Source organism: Vibrio sp. SCSIO 43135 (genome assembly GCF_023716665.1).
GTDB classification, from domain to species: domain Bacteria; phylum Pseudomonadota; class Gammaproteobacteria; order Enterobacterales; family Vibrionaceae; genus Vibrio; species Vibrio paucivorans.
Map to the genome: position 1 here is coordinate 61,506 of NZ_CP071860.1, position 18,114 is coordinate 79,619.

The window sequence follows — 18,114 nt, forward strand, 5'->3', positions numbered from 1 at the left end:
ATAGGGGAAGCATCGGTCGCTTCCCCTCAATCATAAAAGGACGTTCTTGTGACTGAAAAGTTAAGGCGTTATCTATGACAACTCTCTCTGTTCCTCAGTTTAATGGCAAAGCACACAGTAAGCTTCAGGCTCTCGCGAAACCCATTGGTGCGGTGTGCAATATAAATTGTACTTACTGCTACTACCTCGACAAACAACAGCTTCTAGCATACCCAAAAGGGGAGCCATATATTATGGACGAAGAGATGCTTGAAGCGTATATCAAACAATACATTGAGGGCCAAAACACACCTGAAATTGTCTTCTCTTGGCATGGTGGGGAACCCACTATGTTGGGATTATCTTATTTCAAAAAAGTCGTCGAGTTTCAGCAAAAATATTGTCCGGAACATAGCAAGATCAGTAACGACCTGCAGACAAATGGAACGCTATTGAATGACGAATGGTGTCAGTTTTTTAAGCGTCATGATTTTATTGTTGGCGTGAGCATCGATGGCCCTGAGCATTTACATAACCACTACCGAAAAAACCGAGCGGGTAAAGGGACGTTTGCGAAAACCATGAACGGCATTGAGCTTTTGAAATCTCATGACGTTTCGTTTGCCACACTCACATGTGTTAATGATGTGACAGGGCGGCACCCGCTTGAGGTTTATCAGTTTTTACGTGATGAGGTTGGATCGAAACAGATTCAATTCATCCCAGTAGTAGATAAACGCTCTAGCTCCACGAACAATAAATGGCTACATGCGAGCAAAGCGATCATTCCTGTATCTGGGCCGGTCGAATCATGGAGCGTAGATTCTCACCAGTGGGGAGTGTTTCTCTCTACTATTTTTGACCAATGGTTCGAGCTCGACTTTGGCAAGGTCTTCATTCCTTACTTTGAAAACGTCATCGGTATGTGGATGGGTAAGCCAAGTACGATGTGTACTTTGAGTGATATCTGTGGAAAAGGGTTAGCTGTGGAGCCTAATGGTGATGTGTACTCGTGTGATCATTATGTGTATCCAGAGTTCCGAATCGGCAATATCCTTAAAACGAATCTAGCAAGTATGGCCTTTTCCTCCCGCCAACAGGCTTTTGGGTTTGGTAAACAAAAATCACTGCCAAAGCAATGCGTACAATGTGAGTTTAAGTTTGCCTGCCATGGTGAGTGTCCTAAGAATCGTATTATTAAGTCTCGTGATGGTGAAGACGGTTTGAACTACTTATGCACTGGCTGGCTTAAGTTCTTTAAGCATGTGGATCCGACCATTCGAGCTCTACTTACTGTTAATGGTATCAATGCCTTAAGTGAGAAATAATTCTTACCTATGCAACTTGTTTATCTTTCTTTGTCGACTAAGCTTAAATCGAAATACACGAGAGTAACTGTATGAAAATTCAACGTGCTTTGGCTCGTTGTTACATCAACCTCGCATCAAGCTGGTACCCGAAAGCTAATCAATAGCTAGATGAAGTGTTCTAGAAGGGGTATGGCACATCGAGGTTCTTATAACAAGAAATTGAATGAGGACGACATATGAAAAGGATGTTTCACCTTCTTATATTGAGTGTTTTGGCTACTTGGTCGGCTTTCAGCGCTGCAGCCCAAGAGCAGCCAAATATTTTTGTCATCTTTACTGATGATATTGGTATTTCTAACGTCAGTGCTTATCACAATGGGGTGATGAGCAGCCAAACTCCAAATATAGATAGCATCGCAGAAAATGGAATGATGCTAACGGATTATTACGCTCAGCCGTCTTGTACCGCTGGGCGTTCTGCTTTTCTAACCGGGCAGTTTCCTGTGCGAACCGGTATGCACACCGTTGGCTTGCCTGGAGGGCCGGTAGGTCTGCATGCGGATACTCCAACGTTACCTGAGATATTGAAAACGATGGGCTATGTGACTGGCCAGTTTGGTAAGAACCATCTTGGTGACAGAGACGAATTTCTACCTACTATGCACGGTTTTGATGAGTACTGGGGTTGGCTATATCACCTAAATGCCATGGAATACACTGAAGACCCTGATTGGCCTACGGATCCTGCGTTTCAGAAGTTTGCGCCTCGTAACGTGATTCATGCAAAATCTGATGGCAAAGGGAAGCAAACCATTAAAGATGATGGTCCACTGACGATTGAACGAATGAGAACCCTTGATGATGAAGTGAATAAGCACGCTATCGACTTCATTGAAAGAGCGGTTAAGGCCGATAAACCTTTCTTTACGTGGTATTGCCCTTCGAGAGGCCATGTGTGGACGCATTTGTCGCCAGAGTATGAAGCCATGCTTGGAAAAAATGGTTGGGGGCTGCAAGAAGTGGTCATGAAAGATCTCGATGACCATGTAGGGGAGATGTTTGCCAAGCTAGAAGAGCTCGGGGTAGCAGACAATACTATCGTGATTTTCACCGCGGATAACGGCCCTGAGATCATGACGTGGCCTGATGGCGGTATGACACCATTCCACGGTGAGAAAGGGACCACTTGGGAAGGGGGCGTTAGAGCACCGGCTTTAGTTAGCTGGCCAGACAAAATCCCAGCAGGCTCTGTGAACAATGGCATATTTGATGGCATGGATTGGTTACCAACGCTAGTCGCAGCAGCGGGTGGCCCTACCGACCTCAAAGAAAAACTACTGAAAGGCCACGATGGCTTCAAAGCCCACCTTGATGGTTACAACCAATTAGATATGCTCACGAAAGATAGCCAATCGAATCGAAATGAAATTTTCTATTATGAGCGTGACAAACTTCAGGCGGTTCGTGTTGGTGATTGGAAAGCTCACTTTGTGGTTCAGAATCATGGATGGAGTGGACCAAAAGAAGAGTTAAATGCACCTTTGCTCTTTAACCTTCGCCGAGACCCTTACGAAAGGGCAGCGGAAGAGTCTGGGATGTACCTAAAGTGGATGGGGCAAAAAATGTGGGCATTTGGTCCTGCTCAGGCAGCAGTGCAGCAACACTTAGCGACCTTTAAAGAGTGGCCGCCTCTCACTCCGGAAATGCCAGCTACAAATAATGGTGGTGTTGGTAACTAACCTAAAGCACCAACGAAAAGGGCCCGCATCGCGGGCCCTTTGCTATATGGGAGCGAGTCTAGCTAATCGAGGAAATCGTTTCTTGCATGGCCGTATCTAGAATCGCGCGATTTCTTTGCATTGCCGCCATGAGGGTAGAACCAAGCCATAGACCATAAAGTGTGCGAGACAGCGCTTTAGGATCGGCGATATTAAAGTCGTCATCTTCATTTCCTTCAATAAACAGATCTGCCATTCGCTGGATGATTTTCTCGGCACCCTCCGACATTGTGGACTGCATTTGGTTGGAAGTGCCTGAAATCTCACCTGCCAGTTTGACGACTAAGCACTGAATTTGAAAGTCGTCCGTTAGCTTGGAGTCGCTCCAGAACGTGAAGTACTCAATTACTCTTTGTTGGCGAGTCATTGTCTCATCACTTAAGTAACCATCTAATATCGATAAGTGATTATCGAAGTAATCCCCAAGTAGGATTTCGCCAAAATGCTCTTTTGATTTGAAGTAGTGGTAAAAAGAACCTTTGGTACCTTCTGCCTCGTTGATGATCTTCATAAGCCCAACACCGGCAAACCCATGTTCATTAATCAGCTTGAAGCCAGCATCCAACATGGCTTGACGCATATCTTTCATTGGTTGTTACTCTCTACATAACATAGTCTAGATAGTATACCAACCGCTTGGTCTAGTGACGACAAGTAATTTCACTTAACCACATTTGAAGGTGAATGTAACTTAGCCTTCAGCTGAGAAATCACGTTGTCGGGGGCGAAAGGTGCAAGCTTATTGATGCAGGCTTGTGCGGTTTTCAACTTGTGCCTAACTTGTAGATCGCAGCGTGCATATAGATGATTTGGGTCTTGGCTTAGGCTGTAAGCTTTGGCAAGTGCGGAATCAGCTTGCGTCAGGCTCGATTGCTCTAGTGAAAGCCCATAAACCAGCCAGTATTGTGCGTTCTCAGGCTCAGCGACTGTGGCTTGCTTAAAGTAGCTGATGGCCTCACTCTTGTTCTTCTGCCGTATCAAAGATAGTCCGATGGAGTACATGAATACTCCAGATGAAGGTTGAGCATTGAGTCCTTGCTTGAGTACGTTTAACGCCAATTCCTCTTTTCCCGCTGACTTGTATAAATCGGCTAAGTTGATATAGCTGTTAGGGTAGTAGGGTTCAATTTCTATAGCAGAGGTGTAAGACGTAATGGCTTTATCAAGCTTTCCTTGTGCGCGATAGACGTTGCCAAGATTGGTTCTTCCAAAGCCTCTATCGCTGTTATAAATCTGAATACTTAAATACTCTTCAAGTGCCGGCTCAATACGCTGTTTCTGAGCTATTGTCATGGATTGCCAATGTTTGGCTAAAGCACCTGCCGCTTCTGTCCGAACAGCATAAACAGAATCCTCCAGTAAAGGCGCCAATAGCTGCCATTTCTGATCGAAAGGATAGTTGATTGCTCCTTGAACCGCGCCTAACCTAATGAGCTCGTTCTGGTGTTTCGTTGCTCGCGCTAATGCCACTAGGCTATTTTGTCCTGGATGGTTGGCTATGCGTTGTAATGCTGAGGCTCGAATAATGGGACTTTCCCCTGAGTTCTGGGCAACATATGACAATGCATTTCCGGCACTATTGTGATTGATGGCCGAGGCATAAAAGGCGAGCGAAAAGTGTCGTGGGTTTCGATGCTCTGAGTTTGGAAACCATTTCTCCAAAGCACTATTGGCCCATTGATCGGTTTTATCCTCGTGACAGCTCGTACAAACGTTCGGTGTACCGATGTTCATAGAAAGATCGGGCCTTGGGATTTGCCAACTATGGTCACGTCGGGGGTCAACTTGCATATAAGTCGTTTCCGGCATGTGACACGTCGTGCACTTTGATGCCTCGCTGTTGGGTAAGTGGAAAGTGTGCTTATCTGAGCCGTACTCTTGCGGAGAGTGGCACTGAGCGCAGACCGTTTCCTCTGGTATTTTCAATTTTGCATTGTGCGGGTCGTGACAATTGGTACAACTGACTCCTTTTTCTGCCATTTTTGACTGCAGAAATGAGCCGTAGACGTAGTCCTCGTCATATATCTGACCATCATGATGATACAACTCAGGGGTAATAGTACTGAGCAAGTAGCGGTCTAGAAAATTGCCGGAGACATGATCGTTACTTTCGCTAAGCTGAACTCGTCGGCTATGGCATTGCGCGCACACCGCCAATTGATCGGTATCTTCAATATCAAGAGGTTGAGCGGTTGAACTGCCTTCTTTAATAACCCATTCTTTTACCGCTTTTGATAGATCACGTTCGAAGCCAAAGTGCGCTTGTGATGGTTGATTTGAGTTGGCCCAGTCAAGGTGAGCTTGCCCAGCACCATGGCATGCCTCGCAGCCGACACTGATTTCAGACCACGTTGTTTTATAAGTGTTTGTGTCAGCACTATAGTTTTTTTCAAGGTTGGTCGAGTGGCAATCCGCACACATGAAATTCCAATTTTGACCTGTGTTAGTCCAATAAAATTCATCTTTGGGGGGCATGTTCGGGTAGAGGTGGAACCATCGCTGTCCACCTTGGTTTTCTGGCCTTGAGTCCCACGCAAAAGGAATCAGTTGGACTCTACCATCCTCGAACTCAACCATATATTGCTGAAGTGGGGTGACGCCAAAAGTGTATTTGATTTGGTAGTCATGCCATTGTCCATCTGGCCCTTGTATGTTGACCAAGAACTGATCATTCAGTGTGAAGAAGCGGTTGACGCTACCTTCAAACTCGAACTTAGCATCATTGAAGTCACCCAGTACTGTTTTGGCAGTAGCGTGCTGCATTGCCTGCTGATGGTGAGAACCTTGCCAGGCTTGGAAAGCTTCTTGGTGGCAGTCGGCACAGGCATTGCTTCCAACAAATTGGCTTGCATGGGCAGAGGAAAAGATAGCTGCAATTATATACAGCGTTATAATGGATAAAGTCTTAGCCAGTGACGTGTTCATGAATGTCCTTATTCATTTGATTCGAAGTCTCTGCTTCGTATGACTATGATTATAGACACCATATTGTTTTATATGGTTTTTTTATCTTAAATTTGGATCTGTATGGCGTCGAATCCGATTATGGTTGTTCAACTTGTCGAACGTGATGACATGAGGGTGAAAGCGCTCGAGTGTGTCTATTCTCTCATGCTCCCTCAATGCTATATTGCAGCTGGTTTTGTGCGTAATTTAGTGTGGGATCACTTACATGGTTATGAAAAGTCTACCGCGCTAAATGATGTTGATGTCATCTACTTTGACGGCCAAGAAACGGATCAGCAGTTGCTCCGAGAGTATGAGCATAGGTTGACTAAGATGATGCCAGAGTTGAACTGGCAGGTGCGAAATCAGGCATGGATGCACGTGAGAAATAACGACAAACCCTATTCATCAAGCCTAGATGCCATGAGTCATTGGGTTGAGAAAGAAACGGCAGTGGCCATACGCAAGAGAGATGACGGTGAATATGAATGTCTGGCTGCCTTTGGCTGGGAGAGCCTGTGGGCATTAGAGCTGACTCACAACCCTAAAAGGTCTGAGAGCCTTTTCATTGAGCGCGTGACGAGTAAAGGTTGGCTGACTCACTGGCCGAAGTTGAAAGTGGTGGCGCAAAATGAGCAATCCAAGCAGGGATAACGGTAATGGTTGAAATAGCTGCGTACGCAAGCCAATGGGAAGAGCAAGTTAAACAGTTAAAGGTGCGGGCCGAGCAGCAGGCGTTTACTGTAAGTGATATTGCGTTGGCTCTACAGGAAATCAAACCCAATGAGTTGCCGCACGTTGTTTTACACGAGGAGCAAGTCGTAGGCTTCTTTTTGCTGGATGCGGCTTACCACCGCAGTTATTCGTTTTGTCCGAACACAGGGTGGGGTATCCGTTCATTATTGATTGATCAGCGGTTTCAAGGACAAGGTATTGCTAAAAAAGCACTACAGCAGTTACCGCAGTTTGTTAAACGTCATTACCAAGGTGTGGAACAGCTAATGCTCACAGTGAACTGTCGTAATGTTGCGGCTTACTCGTGCTATCTGAAAAGTGGTTTTGTTGATACAAAAGAGTTGTATTTAGGTGGCCCCGTAGGGCCACAACATATCATGCGCTGCTTAGTTTAAGCCTTACGAGTCCATAGAATTAAGCAGCATTTGCAGTTCTTGAATCAGTTCTTCGGTTTTTGGCTCGACTTTTTTCATTTCTTCAAACACTTTGAACTGCAGGTCTTGTTGGGTCTGCAGTACTTCTGGTGTTTGTAAGAACTCGGCGCGCTTTTCGGTTTGTTCGATCTGTTCTTGTTGCAAATCGCGGTATATTTCCTGACGTTTCTCTTCAGTGATGTTCTCATCCGCTAACTCATTGCGAGCGTTGGATAGCTCTTGTTCGAAGCCTTGAGGGTCATAACCTATTTCTTTTGCCACAATATCCAGCTTTTTGTTGGCTTCATCGGTTTCTTGCACTAGTTGAGGGTTTTGTTCAAACGCCTGTTTTTTGATGTGGCTAAGTTGGATCTGAAGTTCGCTCACTCGTTGATTGATTTGAGTGGTAGCTTCCATTGCTGCTTCACTATCTTTTAACGCTTCAGAGCGAATTTCCATATTGCTATTGGTTTCGGGCTCATTGGCAAATGCAGCAGATAGAGCTACAAGAAAAGACAATGAAAGTACTGGCAATAATTTGTTCATAGTAAGGCCTTTCGAGCTAAATTCGATAGGCCGTTACTGTAAATCCTATGAATAGCAGCGAGTCAGTAACTCGTCATAGATTGTAAATGGTTGGTAAAATTTCTTACGTTTATGGCTGAAATTTAATCGCCAGTGTAAGGTAAGAGGAAGTTGTCTGATATCTTTCTAGTTATATACTAAACAACAAGTTAGGAAAGGTTTCGTACTGTAAGTGTGGATTATCGGTGCCATGGCTGTGTAGGGCTATTCTTACAAATTGATACTATCCTGACTTACTTTTTGCACAAAATTCGAAAAGCGATTCGCTAGCATGAGTACACTTCGCGCTCACAAAGTGAACGGTTTATTTGTAACCTTAGGGCGGGTTTTTCCTCAAAATGAAGATTAGAACATTGTCTCCATTGGTGTTGAGTGTGATCTCAGTACCAGCGTTTAGCGCAGATGTTGTTGACCAAGAAAAGTTAGAGTTAGAGCCAATCTCTAAAACGGTGAACATTGATCATGATGAAGGATGGTTACAACTTAAATCGGGAGAAGTCTTGATTGGCAGTTTTACCGGATCGGTTAAGGAAGATCATAACTCGTACGATCAAACTATTGAGTTTGATAGTGATGACCTCGGTGACCAAGAAATCGATTTGGAAGATATCGCAATCTTACAAACCGCGAGTAAGTTTCGAATTCGCTTAGCCAATGGTGAAACTTACGAGGGTTACCTAAGAATCGAAGATGACAAGCTGACGATTATTGACGGCGAGCAGACTAAGATTGTGCCAACGGGTCAAGTGGTCACAATACATAATCTCACAACCAATGAACTGGAACGCTGGAGTAGCGACATTTTCCTAGGGGCAAATTTCAGTAAAGGTAATACGGATGAACTTTCGGTGACTGCTGAGTTCAATGCCGAGCGTACCACTGTGTATTCGCGCACTTTGTTGAAATACAGTGGTAACGTCACTGAGTCATCTGGCGAGAAAACCGCAAACAGCCATATGGCGGATGGTTCGTACGATATTTACTTAAAGAATCAGCTCTTTTTTAGGCCAATTAAGCTGACAGTATCCAGTGATGAATTCCAGAACATTGATTACCAAGTCAATGCATCTATGCAGATCGGTTATTTCGTAGTGACACAATCTGATTTAGAGTGGGATGTATCACTCGGTCCGGGTTACCAGTACACGCGATTCGATACGGTTCAAGAAGAAGACTCACAAAGTGAAAGCAGCCCGACTGTGCTGTTCTCTTCGAATTTAGAATATGAAATCACCTCTGATCTCGACTTCACTCATACTTATGATATGAGTTGGGCGAGTAATGCGGCTGGTGGTGTCAGGCATATCAACAATCTTGGCCTTGACCTGGAAGTTATTGAAGACCTCGATTTCAGCGTGAAATTTGTATGGGATCATGTTTCTGAGCCGAAAGCTGATGAAGCGGGTATTGCGCCAGAAAAGGACGATTACAAACTTAACTTTGGTGTGACCTACGAGATTTAGCGCGATGCTAAATGCTCATTGATAAAGAAAAACGCTCAGCCATCGCTGAGCGTTTTTTTATGATTTGACGTTGTTATGAGTAGGGTGTTTAACCTTGCTTTGGTGCCCATACTTGTTGCGAGACGACTTCATTCCCCTTAAATGTTAGTTGCTCTACCTTTTCGCCTTGGCGATTCCAGTGGGTGAGTTTCCCATCGCTCATCTTTCCGTCGTCAAAAGTAGCTTGAGACGCCTTTTCACCGTTGTTGTAGTAGCGGGTGAAAACGCCATCTTCTAAGCCATTATCATAGTTGCCAGAAAGTAGTTTCTCGCCGTTCGGATACCAACGTTCTGCTGGGCCGTCTAACTTGTCGTTTTCGTAGCTGAGGGAGGCTTTTTTCTCCCCATTTGGATACCAAGCTTCTGATTTACCATTAAGCTTGCCTTTGGCGTAGTTGACCTTAGATGCGATTTGGCCGTTAGGGTACCAATTGGTTTCAACGCCAAGTTCTAGCCCGTCTGAAAACTGAGCTTTTGTTGCAATCTGACCGTTGTCATACTTGCGTTCAAATTGCCCCGTATAGGGTTGTTGGTGGTTAACTTGGTAGGCGACGCCTTTACGTAGTTGTAGGTAATCGACCGCTTCTTCCTGTGGCGACGCATAGGTCATTCCAGATACAGCACTGAGTGCGATCAGCAGTGGAACGTATTTTTTCATAATGACACCTCTGTTATTGGACGACTCACAATGGGACTGTGCTAATCAGCATCGCACCGTGAGCGGAGGCTGTCTTTAGTCAATTCGGTAGTCAAAGCTTGCAGAAATAGAAGGAACTTTTCGTGCTAGAAACGCTCATAGTTCGGCTTTGTAACGCTCTAACTCAATGAAATTATGTACCTATTTATTCGAGATGAGAGATTCATTCCTAAATTCTTTAAATGATGAAAATTGTTATCTAATGGAAACAAATAGTTAACAAGAGTGTCATTTTTCTCTCCTACCATTGCGGCGAAATTATAAAAACTACTCGAGCAAGGAGTCAGCAATGTGGAATCGTGATGATAAAGATTCAGAGTTCAGCCAAATGATCGAGGCGAGACTCTCTCGTCGTCGCTTTCTAGCCGGAACTGCCGCCGTCAGCGCCGGTGCATTTCTTTCGCTTAACCCAATTACTAAAGCGTTTGCAGCGCAACAACCTAGTAAACTGCTTAACTTTGAAGCCGTACCGGCTTCAACCGCAGACGCATTGATCGTCCCGAAAGGATACAAAGCAACACCACTGTTATCTTGGGGTGACCCTATTTTCCCGAACGCACCAGAGTTTGACCAAAGTGGTAAGCAAGACTCACAAGCTCAATTGAGCCAGTTTGGTGACAATACCGATGGTATGAGCCTTTTCCCGATCAGCGACAATCGCGCTGTTATTGCGGTGAATAACGAATACACCAACTATGAATACCTATTTGATCATGGTGGCAACGCGATGACCAAAGACGATGTATTAAAAGCTCAAGCCGCTCATGGTGTAACGGTGTTTGAGATCGTGAGGTCCGGCTCGCAGTGGAAGCTAGACAAAGCGGGGAAACGCAACCGACGCATTACTGCCAGCACCGAAATGATGTTGACAGGGCCAGCGGCGGGTCATGACTTGATGAAAACCAAACTCGACCCACAAGGCATGAAGCCACTCGGCACGTTTAACAACTGTGCCAACGGCCAGACGCCATGGGGCACTTACCTGACGTGTGAAGAGAACTTTAACGGCTACTTTGGCACTAGTGGTAGTGCGACAGTTTCTGACGACCATAAGCGTTATGGCATTGTAGCGTCGAAAAGCAGCTACCAGTGGCACGATACTGATGAGCGTTTTGACGTGGCTAAACACCCTAACGAGCCACACCGATTTGGCTGGGTTGTGGAAATTGATCCAAATGACCCAACTTCGACGCCGCTAAAGCGTACTGCACTTGGCCGTTTCAAACATGAAAATGCAGCCTTACTGATTGACGATAGCGGTCATATCGTTGTTTACCTCGGTGATGATGAACGCGGTGAACACTTATATAAATTCGTTTCCAAGAACAAGTACCAACCGGGTAACGATGCAGCGAATCGTAATCTACTTGAAGAAGGCACCTTGTATGTTGCGAAGTTCGATATGGACGATGAAGAGCTAAAAGGGAGTGGTCAGTGGGTTGAACTGACACATGGCAAGAATGGTCTGACTAAAGAAAACGGCTTTAATGACCAAGCAGAAGTGATGATTTTTGCTCGTCGCGCAGCTACCCAAGTCGGCGCTACTACCATGGATCGACCTGAGTGGGTTGCTGTTCACCCAGACAATCAGCACGTTTTCTGTACGTTAACCAACAATAAAAACCGTGGTGTGAAAGATAACCAGCCTGTAGGTGGCCCAAACCCACGTAAAGAAAACCATTATGGTCAGATAGTGCGCTGGGTGCCGAGCAAAGGAAGCCACATTGGTGATACGTTTGAGTGGGATCTCTATCTGATTGCGGGTAACCCAACGGTACACAAAGACAACCTGTACGCAGGCAGTGAAAACATTACGGCAGACAACATGTTTAATAGCCCAGATGGCATTGGCTTTGATAAAGCAGGACGTTTGTGGATCCAAACGGACGGTAATTACTCCAACAAAGGCGACTTTGCTGGTCAAGGAAATAACCAAATGCTGTGTGGCGACCCGGTTACAGGTGAAGTTCGTCGTTTCTTAACGGGCCCAATAGCGTGTGAAATCACAGGCCTGACTTTCTCGGCGGACTACAAAACCATGTTTGTTGGCGTTCAGCACCCGGGAGAAAAAGGTGCGCCATCGCACTTCCCAGATGGCGGAAGCAGTAAGCCTCGCTCGACCATCATGGCGATTACTCGTGAAGATGGTGGCGTGATCGGCGCATAACGACCTAACTCAATCTCGCACTACTCAGGGGGCTTCGGCCCCTTTTTTACTTTTTATGGGATAATTATGCGCAAGTGAGCATAAAAACTGTGATCTTATGACTGTTAGGCACTAAATGTAGTTGCTAGGAACGTACGGTAACACTATATTGAAAGAGTATCCCAATAACCTAAAGGTGTCAGCCACAAGTAAACTCCCAGTGTAATACGAATAAACTGAGCGCAAATGAGAGACACAAGGCTTAGCGACTTTCGCTAAGAGTGAATCAAGAAAACGTAAAAGAACAAAGTATTTACAACGGCCTTTTGCTTCAAGCTACAGATGAAGTCGCACCTTTAAGTTATCGATACGTGTGTTGATAACCAAGGAGGAGGTTTGGCTATGATTCCATTCGTGTTAGCGGCAATTGCGATTTGTGTGTTTTTCACATGCTGGGTAGTACAGCACGGCTTACCAGTGCTAGGTATGAAGCTTGATGAAGCAGATCTACTGCTTATTTCAGAAATGTCAGGTGAAGAAGTCTTAGAAGCTTAGTAGCAATAGTTCATAATATTGCCATTGTAAAAAGGAGCCTATGGGCTCCTTTTTTAATTCTTCCAACTCGGGTTCTACGCTAGAGAACCAAGAAATTACACTGTAAATCCTAGCACTTAGTCAGCATTCTTTAATGCTAAAACTCTTTTACAAATATCCTTTGTCATAAAACTGAAAACAGGCCGTTTAGGTTAAGTTTTATCCATCAATTTGCTAAAATAACTTTGTGATTCAATACCTTTTTATCAATACCACTGGAGCTTATTTATGAAGAAACCGCTTATTTCGATCATTGCTTCAGCTGGCGCTGTCGGTGTTCTAGTGCTAGCCGGAACCATCGTTAGGGAAGAATACATAAAACACCACATTCACCCGAGTTTGTTCGCGGAGCAAGGGACAACTGTATTTTGCGGCAACGTGTTAGGTGAAGATGAAGAGATCATTGAGCTGGTTGCTCGTACTCAGAATCAATACAGCGGTGGTGCGATTTATCAACGAATTGTGGAAATGTCTGAGCCAAATAATGCCGAGTTCCGCAAAGCGGTGAAGCAGCAGCTTGAACTTAATGAGTGTGCTCACCTCGACAAGTCGATACATCAGGTCGAAGACTGGCTGGTATTAGCGAATAACCAAAACTTAGACTCGGTACTGCAAGGCGAGTTTGACACCTTGTCAGCGGACAATTTAGCGGCAAACGCCCAAGGCGCTATGCTAGCTCTTACGGCAACCACAAATCAGTACTTCCAGTCGGTGTCTACGCAGTATCAAGAGGTGCGTATTCAAAAAACGGTAGCGATGACTCGCAACGATAATTCGATTGAAACGGCCTTCCACGCCACCTCTAAAAGCGCCAATTTTGAAGTAAAATGTGTCGCGCAAGTTCTACCTACTCCTGCGCAGTTGACTCGTGGTCAGATGATGGCATGTGAGCATTATGAGCAAGGCGAGTTAAAGTCTGCTGTGGATTTATCCCAAGGGATATATTTGGTAGAGGACTATCAACATTCTGAGCGCTGGGTTCCTTTAGCGCAAAAACTCGAGATCCCTGAGTCGGCTTAGAGCGTAAACGAATAAAAAAGCCTAATGGTGCGTCCATTAGGCTTTTTTCTTTTTGGTGGCTAGTTCTGAAATAGGATTGTTAGCGCGTATTTACTGAGTATCTAGGTAAGCTTTTGTCGAGATAGCCGTCCATGCACGCGACTTTTTAAGGTATTCAGCTTGCGACTCGATGATTTTCTGAGCCTGAGGATCTTTGCTCGCTTGCTCTTGCAGCAGTTCGTCGGTTGCTTTACGCATTTCAGCCAATACCGCTGGTGGGAAATCGCGAACTTTAATGTCTGGGTATTCGGCTTTCATTTTGCTCCAACTGGTAGCATTCGCGTCTAGAGCCTGAGTGTACATGTCAAAAGCAGCGACGCGGAATGAGGTTTCCAGAATAACTTGTAGGTCTTTTGGTAGCTTTTCCCAAGTGCGCTTATTAACTAGAAACTGAGTCTCTGAGCCTGGTTCATGCCATGCAGTGTAGTAGTATGGAGCAATTTTCTGGAAACCCATACGCAGGTCGAAAGCTGGGCCAACCCACTCTAGCGCATCGATGGTACCGCGCTCAAGTGATGTATATAGCTCACCCGGTGCAATGTTGGTTGGTTTCGCCCCTACACGTGCTAACACTTCTCCCGCAAAACCAGGGATACGCATCTTCAAGCCTTGTAGATCTTCAATCGAATTGATTTCCTTTTTAAACCAACCACCCATTTGAATGTCGGAGTTACCACCTGGGAACGAAAGTAAATTATGCGGAGCGTACACTTCCTGCATTAGCTCCATTCCACCACCGTGGTAAAACCACGCATATTGTTCGGTAGTGACCATGCCAAATGGCATCGATGAGAAATAGAGTGTATTCGGTACTTTTCCTTTCCAATAGTAAGAGCTTGAATGGCCTAGATCGTACTGACCTGACTTAACCATATCGAAGATACCGAGTGGCGCTTTGTGCTTGTTGGCTGAGTCGACTCGAATTTGCAATCGGCCATTCGACATTTCGTTGGCAATTTTAGCCATATTCTTTGTCGCATCACCTAAGATTGGTGTGTTTGGTCCCCAGGTTTCCGCAAGCTTTAGTCGATAGACTTTATCGTCTGCCGCATGAGCGGAGAAAGATAATACGGTGATTGCGGTAATGGATACGGTTTTGACCATCTGCAGAAGTGTGTTTGTTATTTTCATGACTCTGACCTTGAGTGGTGGTTATTGAATGTCCGTCTTCGCGGTCAGAGTAGATTCACGTGAAAAGTAGAAGTCGTCAATCGAACTAAAAAATACGCGCCGTGAATCAATAGCGAAGTGAGTGGTTTATAAGCTTATAACAGGCAGGGTTGGCTGGCTTAAGTTCGAAATGGCAGAGCGATCATCTAAAAGTAGCAACGGAATTAGTGAATGTTCATTATTGCAGAGTTGATGTTCCCATCACGGAAATAAATAGTACTAATCAAGCTTCTCAATGTACAAAATGATTTCTCCCACCTTGAAACCAAATTTGGTCATTTCCGTTTTATTAAACAAGCGCTTATCGTCGAAAAGGAACATCCAATCATCGAGAGTTATATGGTAAATGGTGTCGTCAACAGGAACCTCTAGCTGATAGCGCCAGTAGAGCGCAGAGCCGGAACTTTCTCCTTTAGCAATACCGATCACGTCTTCGGCCTGACCTTGAAAGGTATTTTGCCCTGTCTTAGTAAGCCGCCAGTTTCGTGTAGTTTTCTCTCCGTCATCGAACCTAAACCACTCCTTCAATTCTCCTTGATTACCTTCCCATTCACCGACTAAGTCCGCTTCGAAGCGCCTTAATAAATTGCCGCGTCTATCAAGGACGATGCCATACGCTTTGAGTTTGCCATTAAAGAACTGCTCTCAGCTGAGTTTAGGTTCTGTGCTTTGATGATGTTCTAAATTAGCGGAGCCGCAGGCTACCAATCCTAGCGCGAGTAATGACGTGAGTAATGCTCTGAAGATCATCGATTCAATCCTAGTAGTTGTTGACGAAGCTCTGGTTCAGTGGTGCGCTCGGACAACCAAATATCCAAAAAGGCTTGTGAGAAAGTAGGGTCTTGAACAGTGCCAATCGCTTGGTCCTCAAAATAGAACTGCCCATACCCAGTATCGTCTGAGATGAAAGTCAGCTCATCTCCGGGTTCAACATTGGGCCAGATTGCTTGCAGAGGTTGGCTCCACTGTCTGATGTCAGACACCGAATAACCTAAATGCTGCCATTGATCTTGGGTGGCTTCGATTAATGCTTGCTGAGAGATGGATTTGAAATAAGTGATTTTCAGAGCTTGGCTTGATGGGCTACCGGTTTCCTGGGAGCGATAAAACTCTGCTGAATAAAGTGTCCAGAAAAGATACTGCATTTCACCTTCACCGACTTTGCGCAGGTGATTGATAGGGGAGGCAAGTAGGCTAGAGCTAAATAGACTAAAGCTAAACAGTGCTAAGGGGATCCATTTGAGCATAACTTACCTCACAAGGTTTCAGTGTCAGTTGTCAGTTAAGAGATGCTGCTGGTTTATGTAACGGGTGCCTGAAACCAATGTAGGAAACAACACTCCCCAGGATAGGGCCAGCGTAATCAGAAGAGAGTAATTGGTTAAATCTGATGATAATGCGCCCGCTTGTATCCCTGCCCAATAACTTATTGCGCCACCAATTGCACCGAAAATCACATTGACGAAGAGTGGCTTGTCCAGCAACCAACTTAAGCTGTGGTTTAAGGTCAGTACGAACATCACCCACAAAAGGATCAGCCATGCAGGGAAAAATGTATCGATGGAGGTGAACAAATCACTGGGTAGAAATGTACCGATGATTAAATGAATTTTGTCTAGCAATACCCCAATTAAAGCCAGTGGAAGTAACTTCAAATCCGCACGTTTGGTTGGAGAGAATAGAAAGTGGATGAATAATAAGCCTGTAATTAGCCAGATAGCATGCTGCGTATAAAACGCAGCACTAAACCAACTGGCCTGAAAAAGTAGGAAGTTAGTAATCCAGAACCGTTTCATCTTGTTGTCCTCGGTAGCGAGGTTTGCGAGCAACGATATGATGCGTGCTGATCACTCGCTCAATAAAGGCTCCTTCGCAATAACAGAAGTAAAATAACCATAATCGTCTAAACTGCTCATCGTATCCATGTGGGCGAATACTTTCCCAGTTTTTTTCAAATGTAGTGCGCCAGTCTTGCAATGTACGGGCATAGTGAAGCCCTATATCATTGATTTGATGGACAACCATATCGGTATGGTTAGCGATGTTATTACTGATCACAGCGATAGAAGGTAAGCAGCCTCCAGGGAAGATGTACTTCTGAATAAAGTCGACGCCTTTACGGTATTTCTCATAGCGTCCATCAGCAATGGTGATCGATTGAATCAACATTTTTCCATCGTCTTTTAGTAGACGCGAGCAGGTGTCAAAGAAGGTTGGTAGATATTCATGTCCAACGGCTTCGATCATTTCGATAGAGACGAGTTTGTCGTATTGACCGGTGAGCTGTCGGTAATCTTTTTTAAGCAGTGTAATGTTTTCGCCGAGACCCAGTTCTTTAACTTTACTTTGGGCATATTCATGCTGGGCATCGGAAATGGTAGTTGTGGTGACATGGCAACCGTAGTTCTGAGCCATAAAAATTGCCAGCCCTCCCCATCCTGTGCCTATTTCAATCACTTTGTCTGTAGAGGTCAGCTCTAGGCGCTCACAAATGGTTCGCATTTTGTTCTGCTGAGCAAGTGTAAGATCCGTAGCGTCACGAGAATAGATAGCCGAAGAATATTGCATTGAGTTATCTAGAAAGCGAGTGTAGAGCTCATTACCAAGGTCATAGTGGGCCAAAATGTTGCGCTTTGAGCCTGATTCATTGTTGGCATTTCGTTTTCTCAGCAGCCAATTCTTAGCTGTGTTTAGCCAACGTACATTGCTATCGAGTTGGTCTAACTGAGTTTGGTGGCGAGCCATGATTTGGATAACGTGGGTTAGGTGCGGGCTGCTCCACTTTCCTTCTATATAGGCTTCCGCCGCACCGATACTGCCATTGTGGGTCGCTTGTCGGTAGAAGCTACTGTCATGAACTATGATTTCCCCTTTCAAGAGGGCATCTGGATTGCCAAAGCAGCGTCTATGTGAGCCTTCGACAATTTCTAAACAGGCTGAGTCGAGCTGTTCTAAAACACCAAAAATAAGTGAACGATACTTGTCGTTCTCGGCATCGATAGCCATTTCAGTGACAGTATCTCCCCGACTTACCGAGCTAACTTGGGGGACGTTTTTGGCGATGTGTTCCATACAAACCTCACTATTATTGTTCGTCTCAGGTTTATGTTGATGATTGATTCGGTTTTTGAGCCCTGTCGGCTGCTCTTATGTTGTCACTCTCTGTATCTGACACGTAAGTACCGCTTGATACGTTCTTT

General features: G+C 45.0%; 16 protein-coding genes and 1 pseudogene. 8 read left to right on the forward strand and 9 right to left on the reverse strand.

Translation table 11 applies throughout. From position 1 onward, the window contains the following. Positions 1 to 74: 74 nt before the first annotated feature. The gene (locus J4N42_RS14685; protein ID WP_252032925.1) at positions 75 to 1,307 is read left to right on the forward strand and encodes an anaerobic sulfatase maturase; all 1,233 of its coding nucleotides are present in this window, start codon (positions 75 to 77) and stop codon (positions 1,305 to 1,307) included. Positions 1,308 to 1,525: 218 nt separating this feature from the next. Beyond that, positions 1,526 to 3,028 carry an arylsulfatase gene (locus J4N42_RS14690; RefSeq protein WP_095664976.1) on the forward strand — a complete coding sequence of 501 codons (1,503 nt, stop codon included), beginning with the start codon at positions 1,526 to 1,528 and terminating at the stop codon, positions 3,026 to 3,028. 58 nt (positions 3,029 to 3,086) lie between these two features. Here J4N42_RS14690 and J4N42_RS14695 read toward each other — a convergent pair whose 3' ends face one another. Beyond that, positions 3,087 to 3,656 (reverse strand): TetR/AcrR family transcriptional regulator, encoded by a 570-nt coding sequence (locus tag J4N42_RS14695; RefSeq protein WP_095664977.1) that lies wholly within the window; start codon positions 3,654 to 3,656, stop codon positions 3,087 to 3,089. Between the two features lie 71 nt (positions 3,657 to 3,727). After that, on the reverse strand, positions 3,728 to 5,992 hold the full coding sequence (locus tag J4N42_RS14700; protein WP_252032927.1) for a multiheme c-type cytochrome: 2,265 nt from the start codon (positions 5,990 to 5,992) through the stop codon (positions 3,728 to 3,730). 102 nt (positions 5,993 to 6,094) lie between these two features. Between J4N42_RS14700 and J4N42_RS14705 the strand changes: the two genes are divergently transcribed. Then, a complete protein-coding gene (locus tag J4N42_RS14705) occupies positions 6,095 to 6,667 on the forward strand; it encodes a nucleotidyltransferase family protein (RefSeq protein WP_252032929.1) in 573 nt (190 codons plus the stop codon). Between the two features lie 5 nt (positions 6,668 to 6,672). After that, positions 6,673 to 7,143, forward strand: coding sequence for a GNAT family N-acetyltransferase (locus J4N42_RS14710; protein WP_252032931.1), 471 nt, complete (start codon positions 6,673 to 6,675; stop codon positions 7,141 to 7,143). A 3-nt stretch (positions 7,144 to 7,146) separates the two neighbouring features. Here the strand turns inward: J4N42_RS14710 and J4N42_RS14715 are convergent, their stop codons facing one another. Continuing rightward, positions 7,147 to 7,707 (reverse strand): hypothetical protein, encoded by a 561-nt coding sequence (locus J4N42_RS14715; RefSeq protein WP_252032932.1) that lies wholly within the window; start codon positions 7,705 to 7,707, stop codon positions 7,147 to 7,149. A 377-nt stretch (positions 7,708 to 8,084) separates the two neighbouring features. Here J4N42_RS14715 and J4N42_RS14720 point away from each other — a divergent pair, with 377 nt between their 5' ends. Continuing rightward, complete coding sequence (locus J4N42_RS14720) at positions 8,085 to 9,209, forward strand: DUF481 domain-containing protein (RefSeq protein WP_252032934.1); 1,125 nt, start codon at positions 8,085 to 8,087, stop codon at positions 9,207 to 9,209. An 88-nt stretch (positions 9,210 to 9,297) separates the two neighbouring features. Here the strand turns inward: J4N42_RS14720 and J4N42_RS14725 are convergent, their stop codons facing one another. Further along, complete coding sequence (locus J4N42_RS14725) at positions 9,298 to 9,906, reverse strand: toxin-antitoxin system YwqK family antitoxin (protein WP_252032936.1); 609 nt, start codon at positions 9,904 to 9,906, stop codon at positions 9,298 to 9,300. A gap of 328 nt (positions 9,907 to 10,234) precedes the next feature. Here J4N42_RS14725 and J4N42_RS14730 point away from each other — a divergent pair, with 328 nt between their 5' ends. From J4N42_RS14730 to J4N42_RS14740, 3 genes are all read left to right on the forward strand, one after another. Beyond that, entirely contained in the window at positions 10,235 to 12,112 is a 1,878-nt protein-coding gene (locus tag J4N42_RS14730; RefSeq protein WP_252032938.1) for a PhoX family protein, read from the forward strand. Positions 12,113 to 12,493: 381 nt separating this feature from the next. Continuing rightward, positions 12,494 to 12,646: a hypothetical protein gene (locus tag J4N42_RS14735; protein ID WP_252032939.1), complete on the forward strand. Its 153-nt coding sequence runs from the start codon at positions 12,494 to 12,496 to the stop codon at positions 12,644 to 12,646. Positions 12,647 to 12,913: 267 nt separating this feature from the next. Continuing rightward, on the forward strand, positions 12,914 to 13,705 hold the full coding sequence (locus J4N42_RS14740; protein WP_252032941.1) for a hypothetical protein: 792 nt from the start codon (positions 12,914 to 12,916) through the stop codon (positions 13,703 to 13,705). A gap of 90 nt (positions 13,706 to 13,795) precedes the next feature. On the opposite strand, the gene J4N42_RS14745 is transcribed toward J4N42_RS14740, so the two are convergent. From J4N42_RS14745 to J4N42_RS14765, 5 genes and pseudogenes are all read right to left on the reverse strand, one after another. Continuing rightward, positions 13,796 to 14,848: a TRAP transporter substrate-binding protein gene (locus J4N42_RS14745; RefSeq protein ID WP_390903587.1), complete on the reverse strand. Its 1,053-nt coding sequence runs from the start codon at positions 14,846 to 14,848 to the stop codon at positions 13,796 to 13,798. Positions 14,849 to 15,133: 285 nt separating this feature from the next. After that, positions 15,134 to 15,664: pseudogene (locus J4N42_RS14750) on the reverse strand (DUF3833 domain-containing protein). Further along, positions 15,661 to 16,161, reverse strand: a complete 501-nt coding sequence (locus J4N42_RS14755) for a chalcone isomerase family protein (protein ID WP_252032944.1) — start codon at positions 16,159 to 16,161, stop codon at positions 15,661 to 15,663. Before J4N42_RS14755 ends, J4N42_RS14750 begins: the two are co-directional and overlap by 4 nt. Before the next feature lie 24 nt (positions 16,162 to 16,185). Beyond that, positions 16,186 to 16,710 carry a DUF2878 domain-containing protein gene (locus J4N42_RS14760; RefSeq protein WP_252032946.1) on the reverse strand — a complete coding sequence of 175 codons (525 nt, stop codon included), beginning with the start codon at positions 16,708 to 16,710 and terminating at the stop codon, positions 16,186 to 16,188. Further along, a complete protein-coding gene (locus tag J4N42_RS14765) occupies positions 16,688 to 17,986 on the reverse strand; it encodes a class I SAM-dependent methyltransferase (protein ID WP_503035208.1) in 1,299 nt (432 codons plus the stop codon). The genes J4N42_RS14760 and J4N42_RS14765 overlap by 23 nt, the downstream gene beginning before the upstream one ends. Between the last annotated feature and the right edge of the window lie 128 nt (positions 17,987 to 18,114).